A 13868-nucleotide genomic window follows, 5' to 3' on the forward strand; every position below is an offset into this window, starting at 1 on the left:
CCTTTTCCAATTATTTTATAATTTAGAAAGTTGAACTAAAATTATAATATAAATTATATCAATAACATCTTATATATAAAAATGAAATTAATTTATATATTAAAACAATTATTTTGTCTTAAATAATAATTTCAAAAAATTATTATGTCTGATCTAAATTAAAAAATATAATTTTAAATTTTTTAAAATATTTACATATTATAAATTAAAAAAATAAAAAGAAATATGATTGAGCATCATATTTTTTTTATTATCAAAAAATAAATTAAATTATATTAATAATAAATAAAAATATTAAATTTAAAAATAAAATAATTTATAAACGCGAGACTACCTAAATAAAAAAAACAATAACTATCTTTTAAAAAAAATAATTAAAATTTAAAAAAGAAAAAAAATTATTATTATTTATTATAGAATTCGACAATTAATTGTTCATTAATATCTGTTAAAAATTCATTTCTTTTAGGATATCTAATGTATTTACCAACTAAGTTTTTTTCATCTAAAGAAACATATTCAGCTTTATTACGTGTTTTATTTTCTAAAGAAAATTTAATAATATTTAAATTTTTAGATTTTTCTCTAATAGAAATTTGCTGTCCTGGTTTAACACAATAAGAACAAATATCTACTTTTTTAGAATCTACTAAAATATGACCATGAGAAATTAATTGTTTAGACTGTGCTCTAGTTTTAGCTAAATTTAAACGATAAACAATATTATCTAAACGAGATTCTAATAAAATTAAAAAATTTTCACCATGAACACCTTTTAATTTAGCTGAATTCTGAAAAAATCTCTTAAATTGTTTTTCTGACACTCCATAAACAAAACGAACTTTTTGTTTTTCTTTTAATTGAATATTAAAATTACTTTTATTTTGTTTCTTTCTAGATTTATTTAAATGATTTCCCTTTGATACTAATTCTTTTCCTGTTTCGGACAAAGAATATTCTAAACGACGAGAAAGTTTCCAACTTGGATTTGTATAACGAGACATTTTTTTAGATAAAACTCCTTATTTAAAAATTTACATAAATAATTTATTTATTTTGATTTTTGCAAATAATCAAATTAATAAATTTTAATGAATAATAATTGAATTTGTAAAATTTTTTAATTTATATTTTTCATAAATCACAATTTTAATATAATAATAAAAATTATAAATTTAACATAATAATATCTATTTTATCATATTAAAAATGAATCATAAAATAAAAATAAAAAAAACAATAAAAATAACTTATATAAAAAACAAACAGTAAAAACTAATAAAAAAAAATAAAATATAAATTTTTATTTATAAAACAGAATTAATTATATCAGTAACTATTTTATTTATTTCTTTAGTATCTTTTGTTTTATAATGTTCAAAATGCAAAGGTGAATGGATGAAAATATCTACTTGTTTTTTTCGAAACCAACATTTACCTCTCATAGCGCAAGATCCTTTTAAAGTTATAGGTAAAATATTAGCTTGACTTTTAAGAGCGATATGAAAAGATCCATCTAAAGAATGAATAATTCTATCACTAGTTTTATTTTTAATTCCCCCTTCATAAAATACAACCATTGCTAAATTTTTCTTAATGTTATTGATTCCTTTTAAAATATTTTGAATCGTCTCTCTATTATTGCCTCTCGTAATTTTTATACAATTAGACATATTAAAATAATAACTTAAAAACCATCCAAATTTACCATGATATAATTCATCTTTAGGTAAAAAAGAAATTGTTCTTGGAAAAATAGAAGCGATAATAAAAGGATCAAAATTAGTTTTATGATTTGAATAAAGAATTAACTTACCTTCTAAAGGAACTAAATCTTTATTATACACATTAACTTTGATTCTAAAAAAATTTCTAATCAATTTAGACATACTAGCAATAATTTTTTTTCTAAAAGGATGATCAACTCTTAAATTTTTAGTAAACCACATAACTAAAAATAAAAAAATGAAAACAAAGATCCATGTTAAAACAACACTTAAACAAAAACTTATAATATAAAATAACAATTGATAAAGCCAAGAAAATCGAAAAATACCTATCAATTTCAAAGGAAACAACCAAAAAAACAAAAAAGATAATATAAAAAGAAAACTAAAAAACATATTTTAAAACCCTTCACATCTATTTTTTCTTATATAAGTAACAAAAATTAATTCAGGTTTGATTTTCTTCTCTTTAATAAAATATTTAGAAGAATCAAAACGAGGAAAAAAATAATCACCTTGATATCTTCTTAATATATGAGTGATATACATAACTTTAACATAATCCAAAGATTGTCGATAAATTTGGCTGCCGCCTATCACCATAATTTCTTCTTTGTTATTTTTGTATTTATTTAAAAATTTTTTTAAATCTAAAATTCCAATAACATCAGGAATAGAAATAAATGAACAACTTGCAACATAAACTTTTTTAAAAGGCAAAGGTTTATTTTTGTAATAACTTTTTAAAGATTGATAAGTTTTGAAACCCATTAAAACATTTTTATTTGAAGCTTTGTTTTTGAAAAATAAAAGATCTTCGCGATAATGCCATGGTAATTTATCACCTTTACCGATTAAAAAATTAGAATCTAAAGCTGAAATTAAACTAATCATACTGCCACCTCTCCTTTTAAAACATCATGACAAATATAATCTTTTAATTTAAAATCTGAAAATTGAAAATTTTCTATATCTCGAATATTAGGATTTAAGATAATTTGAGGCAAAGGATAAGGTTTACGTTGAATTTGAATTTTAATTTGTTCTAAATGATTTTCATAAATATGTGCATCGCCCAAAGTATGAATGAATTCATATGGTTGTAAATTAGTTACTTGTGCTACCATCATCAATAATAAAGAATAAGAAGCGATATTAAAAGGAATTCCCAAAAAAACATCTCCACTTCTTTGATATAATTGCAAAGAGAGTTTATTATCTTCAACATAAAATTGCATCATAACATGACAAGGAGGTAAAGCCATCTCATTTATTAAAGGGGGATTCCAAGCAGAAATAATTAAACGTCTAGATAAAGGATTTTTTTTAATTTCTTGAATAATCTTTTTTAATTGATCTGCTCCATAAAAATTACGCCATTGTGCACCATAAATAGGTCCTAATTGACCATGTTTAGAAGCGAACAATTCATCATCTTTAATTTTTTGAATAAATTCTTTTAAAGTTTCCCCTTTAAAACTAAGAGATTGAGTATATTTTTTATAAGGCCACTCATTCCAAATATTAACATTATTTTGGACTAAATAACGAATATTAGTGTCACCTTTAATAAACCATAATAATTCATGAACAATGCCTTTTAAATATAATTTTTTAGTAGTTAATAAAGGGAAACCTTTATTTAAATTAAAACGCATTTGGTGACCAAAAATTCCTTTGGTTTTTATCGAAGTTCTGTTTATCCTTGTAATACCTTTTTTTAATATTAAAAAACATAAATCTAAATATTGATGCATTAAAAATATCCTTTCTTTTAAAATTTTTTTATTTTAAAAAAAGATATTATAAAAATAAATTAAAAAATAAAATAAAAAAATTTTATTTGGCGGAGGAGAAGGGATTCGAACCCTTGCATCTATAAAGATCTACGCGCTTTCCAAGCGAGCCTCTTAAACCACTTGAGTACTCCTCCATTTTGTCAAAACATAAAATAATCTACTTTAGTTAAAAAACTAAAGTAGATAAATAAAAATAATTATAAAATTTAAAAATCAATCTTTAATTTTGTTTTTGAATTAAAGCAAAAACATCACGAGCAATTGTTATTTCTTCATTAGTCGGGACAACCATTACTTTAACATGAGAATTTTTACTAGAAATAATTCTTTCGCCTTTTTGTTTATTTAATTCTAAATCTAAATGAATATTTAAAACTTCTAATCTTTTAACTATTTCTTGACGGAAGAAAGAAGAATTCTCCCCTATTCCAGCAGTAAAAACTAAAACATCTATGCCTTTTAATAAAACATAATAACTAGCTATATAATCTACTATTCTTTTGATTTGAATTTGAAAAGCTAAAATAGCATTTTTGTTGTTTTGCAATAATTGTTCTTCTAAAATGCGGCAATCATTAGATATTTCTGAAACACCTAACATGCCAGATTTTTTATTTAAAATATCTAAAATTTCTGGATTAGTTTTATTTTCTTTTTTAGCAATAAAAGAAACAACAGTTGGATCAATATTTCCGCTTCTAGTTCCCATAGGAACTCCTTCTAAAGGCGTAAATCCCATAGATGTATCTACAGATTGACAATTTTGAATAGCAGCCAAAGAAACACCATTACCTGCATGACAAACTATCATTTTTAAATTAGAATTATTTAAAAGATGTTCAACTCTTTTAGAAACATATTGATAAGAAATACCATGAAAACCATATTTTCTTAATTTATATTTTCGATACCATTCATAAGGAGCAGCGTATAAAAAATTTTGTTGTGGTATAGTTTGGTGAAAAGTAGTATCAAAAACTCCTACTTGTAATACTTTTTTAGATAATTTTTTTTTAAATAATCTAATTCCTAAAACATTAGCAAAATTATGTAAAGGAGCTAAATCATTCAAACTTTCTATTTTATCGATATTTTCATCTGTCAAAATAACTGAATTTTGAAAAATTTCACCACCTTGAACAATTCTATGTCCTACTCCTTCAATATCATCTAAAGAATTAATAATTTTATTTTTTATCAAAGATCCTAATATTAATTCTATAGCTTGCTGATGGTCTTTAACTGATAAAATATTTTTTATTTTTTTATCTTGGAATTCAAGAGTAAAAATAGCATCATTATAACCAATTCTTTCAATTGATCCCATGCTACAAACATTCTCTTCAGGCATATTTAACAATTTAAATTTTAAAGAAGAACTACCTGAATTAATTGATATAATTTTCATAAGAACATAAAAAATCCGTTTCCACAATTTGTTTATAATATAAATGAAATAATAACAAAATATTTTTTATTAATGTATATAATTATTTTAAAATAATTAATGAATTTTTTATAAAATAATTTTTCTATTTAATTTCTAAAAACACTATATGATTATAAAAAGTATGACAAATTTAAGAATAATAATTTAAATAATTAAAATTATATAAAAAAAATACCATAAAATAAAAAACACCTCTATAAATTAATATATCAGTGTTTTTTTATTTTTATTTTAAAATCTAAAATATTTTGAAATAAAAAAGTAAATTAAATAAATATAAAAAATTTATTAAATCCAAACATTTTTATTCAAGTATTTCGATAACTGTTCCAGCTCCGATAGTTCTTCCGCCTTCACGTACAGAAAAGCTTGTGCCTTTTTCTATCGCAACAGGGTGAATCAAAGTAACAATAAGTTCCACTAAATCACCAGGATTAACTATTTTAAGACCATCTTTTAATTGAATTACTCCAGTTATATCAGCAGTTCTTAAATAAAATTGCGGACGGTAATTATCTCTGAAAAAAGTAGTTCTTCCGCCTTCTTTAGCTGTTAAAATATAAATTTTAGCTACAAATTTAGAGTGAGGTTTTACAGAGTCTTTCTTAGCTATAACTTGACCACGTTGAATATCTTTATAATTTATACCACGTAATAAAATACCTATGTTATCTCCTGCAAAAGCTCCTTCTTTATCTAAATTTTTATGAAACATTTGCAAACCAGTTACTGTAGATTTTTGTGTTTCTTTGATTCCCACAATTTCTACTTCTTCTGAAATTTTAATTTGTCCTCTTTCTACACGTCCTGTAGCAACTGTTCCTCTTCCTTTAACGTTAATAACACCTTCTATAGGCATTAAAAAAGGTTTATCTAAATCACGTACTGGATCTTCAATATATGTATCTAAAGCATCAAGTAAATCTTGTATACTTTGAACATATTTTGAATCACCTTCTATAGCTTTCAAAGCAGAACCTCTAATTATAGGTATATTCGGATCATTGAAACCATTAGAAGATAAAACATCTCTAATTTCTAATTCTATACATTCTAAAATATCTTCATCATCCATCATATCACATTTATTTAAAAAAACTAATAACTTAGGAACTCCTACTTGTTTAGCAAGCAAAATATGTTCTCTTGTTTGAGGCATTACACCATCAACAGCAGAAACTACTAAAATACCTGCATCCATTTGAGCAGCTCCTGTAATCATATTTTTAATATAATCTGCGTGTCCAGGACAATCTACATGAGCATAATGTCTTTTGACTGTTTGATATTCAACATGTGAAGTACTAATTGTAATACCGCGTTCTTTTTCTTCAGGTGCTTTATCTATTTGCTCATAAAGTTGTTTTTCTGCTAATCCTTTAGAATGTAAATAAGAAGTTATAGCAGAAGTTAAAGTAGTTTTTCCATGATCTACATGACCAATAGTTCCTACATTTAAATGTATTTTGTCTCTTGAAAATGTTGTTATAGGCATTTTAAAGCCCTCCTTTTATTATTTTTTTGAAAACATTAAAATATTAAATACTACGATCTTTAATAATTTTTTCTGTAATACTATTTGGTGTTTTTGCATATTTAGCAAATTGCATAATAAAACTTGCTCTTCCTTGGGTATTAGAACGTAAATTCGTAACATAACCAAACATTTCAGATAAAGGCACTAGAGATCTAATGACAACTGCATTACCTCGGTTTTCTTGATTTTCTAATTTTCCTCTTCTTGATGTTAAATCGCCAATAACGTTTCCTACATAATTATCAGGTGTTACGACTTCTACATTCATAATAGGCTCTAAAAGAATTAAACCTCCATTATTTTTGGTTTCTTTTAAAGCAATAGAAGCAGCAATTTTAAAAGCAAGTTCTGATGAATCAACATCATGATAAGAACCATCAAATAAAGTTGCTTTTACATCTATAAAAGGAAAACCAGCAATAATACCATTGGCCAAAGATTCTTCTAATCCTTTTTTAACGGATGGAATATATTCACGAGGAATAGCGCCACCAACAATTTTATTAACAAATTCAAATCCTTTACCTTCGTTAGGTTCAAAACGAATACAAACATGACCATATTGACCACGTCCTCCAGATTGACGTATATATTTTCCTTCTGTTTCTGCAACTTTAGTTAAAGTTTCTCTATAAGAAACTTGTGGTTCTGCTACATTAGCTTGAATTTTGAATTCTCTTTTTAAACGATCCATAATAATATCAAGATGTAGCTCGCCCATACCTGCAATAATAGTCTGACCTGTTTCGTGATTAATATAACATCTAAAAGTTGGGTCTTCTTCAGCTAATTTGCTTAAAGCAACAGCAATTTTATCTTGATCATTTTTAGTTTTAGGTTCTACTGCAATCTCTATAACTGGTTCAGGGAAATTCATAGTTTCTAAAATAATGAAATCATTTTCTTCATTCAAAGTATTGCCAGTAGTAGTATTTTTTAATCCTATAACGGCAACAATATCTCCAGTACTAGCTTCTTGAATTTCTTCTCTTTTATTAGCATGCATTTGCAACAAACGACCTATACGTTCTTTAACATTTTTGGAAGAATTTTTAATATAAGTTCCAGTTTTTAAAACACCTGAATAAATTCTTAAAAAAGTTAAACGTCCTACAAAAGGGTCAGTCATAATTTTAAAAGCTAAAGCTGTAAATTTTTCATCATCAGAAGCTTTACGAACTATTTCTTTATCATTAATATCTAATCCTGTTATAGGCGGTACATCAATAGGAGATGGTAAATAATCTACCATAGCATCTAAAATTTTTAAAACCCCTTTATTTTTAAAAGCGGATCCACACAACACAGGAAAAAAATCAACACTTAAAGTTGCTTTTCTGATGACTTTTTTTAAAAATTCTGCATTAATTTCTTTATTTTGAAAAAACATTTCCATCAAATCATCATCAAAATCAGCTAATATTTCAATTAATTCTTGTCTTTTTTGAGTAGCTATGTCCAATAAATCTGAGGGAATATCTATTGATTTACCGCTTTCTGTAGTAGAATTATTATCATATTGAAAAGCAGTCATATCTAATAAATCAATGATACCGTTAAAACTGCTTTCTTTTCCAATAGGCCATTGAATAGAAGCTACTTTGACGCCCAATCTTTGTTTTAAAGTATCAATAGCATAAGCAAAATCTGCCCCTATTTTATCCATTTTATTTACAAAAACAATTCTTGGCACTTTGTATTCCGTAGCTTGACGCCAAACAGTTTCAGTTTGTGGTTCTACTCCTGCTTGTGCATCAATAACAACTACAGCGCCATCTAAAACTCTTAAAGAACGTGAAACTTCAACTGTAAAATCTACGTGACCAGGAGTATCAATAATTTGGATTTTATTATCTTTCCAAAAAATAGTAGTAGCTGCAGAAGTAATTGTAATTCCTCTTTCTTGCTCCTGTACCATCCAATCCATTTGAGAAGCCCCTTCATGAGTCTCTCCTATTTTATGTATTTTACCAGTATGAAATAAAATTCTTTCTGTAGTTGTAGTTTTACCAGCATCGATATGCGCCATAATACCGATATTGCGTATTTGATGAATTTTAAATTGGCGTCCCATAAATATTACTCCTTGATATTTTTATCGATTTTACCAACGATAATGAGCGAAAGCTTTGTTAGAATCAGCCATACGATGAGTATCTTCTCTTTTTTTTACTGTTATTCCTGTTTTAGCTGCGGCATCGATAATTTCTTTTGCTAACTTTTCTTTCATAGTTTTTTCATTTCTTTTTTGAGAATATTGAATTAACCATCTTAACCCTAAAGATTGACGTCTTTCTGGTCTTACTTCGGAAGGTACTTGATAATTTTGACTTCCTATAGTACGTGTACGAACTTCTAAAATAGGCATAACATTATTTAAAGCTTCATTAAAAACATCTATTGGTTCTCTTTGAGTTATTTTTTTAACTATTTCTAAAGCGCCATATAAAATAGATTGAGCAACATATTTTTTGCCATCTTTCATGATAGTATTTATAATTTTAGTGACTAATATAGAATTATAAATAGGATCTGGCGATATATTTTTCTTATAAATATGCTTTTTACGTGACATTAATTAAAACCTTTCTTTATTAAAATAAAAAAAACATTATATCTTTATTTTTTAACAACAGATCTTTTTGCGCCATATTTAGAACGTCCTTGTTTTCTATTGGCAACACCTGTAGCATCTAAAGCGCCTCTAACTATATGATAACGTACTCCAGGCAAATCTTTAACTCTTCCGCCGCGAACTAAAACATTACTATGTTCCTGTAAAGAATGATCTATTCCCGGAATATAAGCATTAACTTCAGTTTTGTTACTTAAACGTACTCTAGCGAATTTTCTTAAAGCTGAATTAGGCTTTTTAGGAGTCATTGTTGAAACTTTAATACAAACTCCTGATTTTTGAGGTGAATTAATTTTTTTACTTTTTTGCTTTAAATTATTAAAAATAAATCTTAAAGCTGGTGATTTACTTTTATAAACTTTATCAACTCTATTTTTTTTTATTAATTGAGGTATAGTAGGCATTAAAAACTCCTTAATTTAATTTATAATGTATAAAAATTTTAATATGTAAATTTAAACAAATTATAATAGCTTAATCTTATACACATAATTATAACTTTTTTTATAACAAAAAACAATAAAATTATATTTTTTAAAACAATATTAAATATAATTGTTTCAATCTAAATGATTTTCTTTCTTCTCAGTTAAAGGATATTCAAAATTAGTAGATTCTAAAATACCTGTACCAGCAGGAATTAATCCTCCTATAATAACATTTTCTTTTAAACCATATAAATAATCTGATTGACCTTTAATAGCAGCATCAATTAAAATTTTAGTAGTTTCTTGGAAAGAAGCAGCAGAAAGAAAAGAATCGCTTTTTAAAGAAGATCGAGTAATACCTAATAAAATTGGTCTTCCTACAGCTAATTTTTTATTTTGCTTCAACATTTCAAGATTAACTTGTTTAAATTGTTTAAGAGTAACTTCTGTACCTGGTAAAAAATCAGTATCGCCTTCATAAATAATTAAAATTTGTTTAAACATTTGACGGATAATAATTTCTATATGTTTATCGTTAATAGTTACACTTTGAGATTGATATACTTTTTGAACTTCTTCTAAAATATATTTTTGTGTTTCTTCTACATTAGAAACTCTTAATAGTTCTCTCAAATCGATAGAACCTGTTGTTAATTTTTGCCCAGCATAAACATGCGTATTTTTTTGTATTAAAATTTCTGAATTTGAATAAACATCATAAATACATTTTTTATCTTTATCGTGTTCAGAAGAAACAATAATTTGCGAAAAATAAGAATCTATATTTTTAATATCTTCTACAATACCATCATATTCGCTAATAACTGCTTTACCTTTAGGTTTTCTAGCTTCAAATAATTCTTGGATTCTTGGTAAACCTTGAGTTATATCAGAAACTGCTAAAACTCCGCCTGTATGAAAAGTTCTCATTGTCAATTGTGTACCAGGTTCACCAATAGATTGAGCTGCTATTACACCAACAGCTTCACCTATTTCAACATTTTTATTATTAGCTAAATTCAAACCATAACATTTACCGCAAATACCATGTTCTGAGTTACAAGTTAAAGCGCTTCTAATTTTTACTTTGTCTATTTTTAATGAAATAACTTTTTCAACAATTTCTTTATCTATCATTTCATTCTTTTTAAGAATAACTTGTCCTGTTTGAGGATCTAAAATATCTTCGGCAGCAAAACGACTAAAAATACGTTGTCCTAAAGAAATAATTTCTTTATCATCTCTCTTAATTGATTGAATAACAAATCCTTTATCACTTCCACAATCTTCTTGAGTAATAATATTATCTTGAGCTACATCAACTAATCTACGTGTTAAATAACCTGATTCAGCTGTTTTTAAAGCAGTATCAGTAGAAACCTTACGAGCTCCATGAGTAGAAATGAAAAATTCAGATACCGTCAATCCTTCTTTAAAAGAATTTTTGACAGGGATTTCTAAAATTTCTCCTCTAGGGCTATTCATTAACCCTCTCATTCCTGATAATTGAGAGAAGTTAGAAGTGTTACCGCGAGCGCCACTATCACTTATCATAAATAAATTATTATCTTTATCAAATTCTTTCATTAAGCCTTCTTGGATTGAATCACGAACAGTTTTCCATTCTTGAATAACTAAATTTTTCTTTTCAGAAAGAGTTAAAAAACCATTATCATAAAATTTTTCTATTTCTATTATTTTATTTTCAACGATATCTAATAATTTTTCTTTTTTAGAATATACATTAATATCACTATGAGAAATAGTAATACCAGCAATAGTAGAATATTTGAAGCCTAAATCTTTAATATCATCCAACATCTTAGATGTCTCTGTAATATTGCTTTTTTTAAAAACACGATCTATAATCATAGAAACAAATCTTTTTTTGAAAGGTTCGATATCTAATGAGTCAGATAAAATTTTATCAGGATTCACTCCTTTAGAAATAAAATAACAATCCGGAGTTCTAACTTCTAAATTGAAAAGTGTTGGTTCTTGAATATAAGGAAAATCAGAAGGTAATATATTATTAAAAATTAATTTTCCTAAAGTAGTTACCAAATATTTCTCTTTTTGTTCTTTAGTAAAAGAAGAATTAACATTACTTGTTTTAATTAAAATTTTTGTATGAAGATGGATTTCTTTATTATAAAAAGCTAATTCTGCTTCTTTCAAATCAGAAAATATTTTGCCTTGATTACGGTGTTTATATCTATGTTCCTGGGTCTTGATATTACTATTAAAACCGCCTATAATACGATCTTTTTTTTCTTCAATAGTTAAATAATAATTACCTAAAACCATATCTTGAGAAGGAGATAAAACAGGATTACCATTTTTAGGATCTAAAATATTATTAGAAACTAACATTAATAAACGAGCTTCAGCTTGAGCTTCTAAAGAAAGAGGTAAATAAACAGCCATTTGATCTCCATCAAAATCAGCATTAAAAGCTGGAGTTACCAAAGGATGTAATTTAATAGCTTTACCATCAATCAATTTAGGTTCAAAAGCTTGAATCCCTAAACGATGCAAAGTAGGAGCTCTATTTAATAAAACAGGATGTTCTTTGACAACTTCTTCTAAAACTTCAAAAACATATTCATTCATCTTATCATATAAAGTAGTAGCGCTTCTTCTATCGATCCCTTTAACTTCTTGTAATTTATTTAAAATAAAAGGTTTAAATAAAATAACAGCCATTATTCTTGGAATTCCACATTGATGAATCTTTAATTCAGGGCCTACAATAATAACTGATCTGCCTGAATAATCAACTCTTTTACCTAAAAGATTCTGACGGAAACGCCCTTGTTTACCTCTTAACATTTCTGATAAAGATTTTAATGTTTTATTTTTTTCCATATTAGAAGTATTTTTTTTATTAACTTTAACATTATCAAATAAAACATCTACAGCTTCTTGTAACATTCTTTTTTCATTATTAATAATCAATGTAGGAGCTTTTTGTTGTTTGTGTTTTTTTAAACGATTATTACGATTTAAAATTCTTCTATATAAATCGTTTATATCAGTAGTAGCGAAACGTCCTCCATCTAAAGGAACAATAGGTCTTAAATCAGCAGGCAAAATAGGTAAAACATCCATAACCATCCATTCAGGTTTATTATCAGATTTGTTAAAAGATATAAGAATTTCTAATCTTTTAATAATATTATCTCGTTTTTGTTTTGAAACATATTTTAAAAGTTTTTTTAATTCCGCTATTTTAGCATTTAAATCTAATTCTTCTAACAATTTTTTTATAGCTTTAGCTCCTGTGTAAGCAACAAAATTAATACTATTTTTAGAATGTTCTTCATATTGTATTCCTGAAATGATTTGTTTTTTTTCTAAATCAGTATTACCTGGAGAAATAACAATATAAGAAGCATAATAAACTATTTCTAATAATTCTTTAGCTTTAATACCTAACAGAACAGCTAATCTACTAGGAGAACTGTTTAAATACCAAGTATGAACTACAGGAGAAGCTAATTTAATATGGCCCATTCTTTCACGACGTACTTTTTGTTCCGTTATTTCAACTCCACATTTAGGACAAACTTTAGAGGACATTGATAATTGTTTTTTTAAACAAGCGCATTGAAAATCTTTAGACGGGCCAAAAATCCTTGGACAAAAAAGACCTCCCATTTCTGGTTTTGCAGTACGATAATTAATAGTTTCATAATTAACAATTTCCCCGTAAGACCATTTTTCAATCTCATCAGGAGAAGCTAAACGAATTTTAAAATATTCATATTCACGATTGCCATATTTTTTATCAAAATAAGACTGTTTATTATTTTGTTGATTAAATGAATTATTTGTTGGTTCCGATGAATCATTTTTTTTTGTTTCAGAATTTAACTGATTTATTTCTTCTAAATAATCTTGTTTTATTTTAAAATTACGTTCATACAAAATAAAAAAATCTCTAATATTTTGCCAATAAGAAGAATCTTCATTTTTAAATAAATAATATATAAAATGAGGATCGGCTTCTAATAAATCTCGGCATGTTTTAATTTTATTTTTATATAAAGTTAAAATAATATTTTCCGTTAAATTTAAATTTTCTAAATTTTCAGGTAAACAATTATCTTTTAAAATAGGAATAATATCTAAAAAACAATCTTTATTTAATAAAGATTTTAAATCTTTTAAAGTATAAGAATTAAAATCTTTTAAAAAATTAATTCCAATAGATTTTAATGTTTCCAAAGTGATTTGTTTAACATTAAACTCTTCAATTTTAATATTTAAATCCATGATTTATTGATGAT

At 25.6% G+C, this 13868-nt stretch carries 10 protein-coding genes and 1 tRNA gene; all 11 read right to left on the minus strand.

The features are described 5' to 3' along the window. Window positions 1-404: 404 nt before the first annotated feature. The 11 genes from rpsD to rpoC all read right to left on the minus strand — a co-directional run bounded on the left by rpsD (window position 405) and on the right by rpoC (window position 13854). Complete coding sequence (gene rpsD / locus M8044_RS01060; RefSeq protein WP_273585223.1) at window positions 405-1004, minus strand: 30S ribosomal protein S4; 600 nt, start codon at window positions 1002-1004, stop codon at window positions 405-407. Window positions 1005-1307: 303 nt separating this feature from the next. Then, window positions 1308-2123, minus strand: a complete 816-nt coding sequence (locus tag M8044_RS01065; protein WP_273585224.1) for a lysophospholipid acyltransferase family protein — start codon at window positions 2121-2123, stop codon at window positions 1308-1310. Between the two features lie 3 nt (window positions 2124-2126). Then, the gene (locus M8044_RS01070; RefSeq protein ID WP_273585225.1) at window positions 2127-2621 is read right to left on the minus strand and encodes a dihydrofolate reductase; all 495 of its coding nucleotides are present in this window, start codon (window positions 2619-2621) and stop codon (window positions 2127-2129) included. Beyond that, the gene (locus M8044_RS01075) at window positions 2618-3484 is read right to left on the minus strand and encodes a thymidylate synthase (protein WP_273585226.1); all 867 of its coding nucleotides are present in this window, start codon (window positions 3482-3484) and stop codon (window positions 2618-2620) included. The genes M8044_RS01070 and M8044_RS01075 overlap by 4 nt, the downstream gene beginning before the upstream one ends. An 87-nt stretch (window positions 3485-3571) precedes the next feature. Then, a tRNA-Ser gene (locus tag M8044_RS01080) sits at window positions 3572-3660 on the minus strand. An 86-nt stretch (window positions 3661-3746) separates the two neighbouring features. After that, window positions 3747-4934, minus strand: coding sequence for an acetate kinase (locus M8044_RS01085; RefSeq protein WP_273585227.1), 1188 nt, complete (start codon window positions 4932-4934; stop codon window positions 3747-3749). A gap of 346 nt (window positions 4935-5280) precedes the next feature. Beyond that, window positions 5281-6471, minus strand: a complete 1191-nt coding sequence (gene tuf / locus M8044_RS01090; protein ID WP_273585228.1) for an elongation factor Tu — start codon at window positions 6469-6471, stop codon at window positions 5281-5283. A 43-nt stretch (window positions 6472-6514) separates the two neighbouring features. Continuing rightward, entirely contained in the window at window positions 6515-8587 is a 2073-nt protein-coding gene (fusA, locus tag M8044_RS01095; protein WP_273585229.1) for an elongation factor G, read from the minus strand. 30 nt (window positions 8588-8617) lie between these two features. Continuing rightward, window positions 8618-9088: a 30S ribosomal protein S7 gene (gene rpsG / locus M8044_RS01100; protein WP_273585230.1), complete on the minus strand. Its 471-nt coding sequence runs from the start codon at window positions 9086-9088 to the stop codon at window positions 8618-8620. A gap of 44 nt (window positions 9089-9132) precedes the next feature. Continuing rightward, window positions 9133-9552, minus strand: a complete 420-nt coding sequence (gene rpsL / locus M8044_RS01105; protein ID WP_273585231.1) for a 30S ribosomal protein S12 — start codon at window positions 9550-9552, stop codon at window positions 9133-9135. Window positions 9553-9708: 156 nt separating this feature from the next. After that, complete coding sequence (rpoC, locus tag M8044_RS01110; protein ID WP_273585232.1) at window positions 9709-13854, minus strand: DNA-directed RNA polymerase subunit beta'; 4146 nt, start codon at window positions 13852-13854, stop codon at window positions 9709-9711. Between the last annotated feature and the right edge of the window lie 14 nt (window positions 13855-13868).

The sequence above is a fragment of the Columbia Basin potato purple top phytoplasma genome (assembly GCF_028595955.1).
GTDB lineage: Bacteria > Bacillota_I > Bacilli_A > Acholeplasmatales > Acholeplasmataceae > Phytoplasma.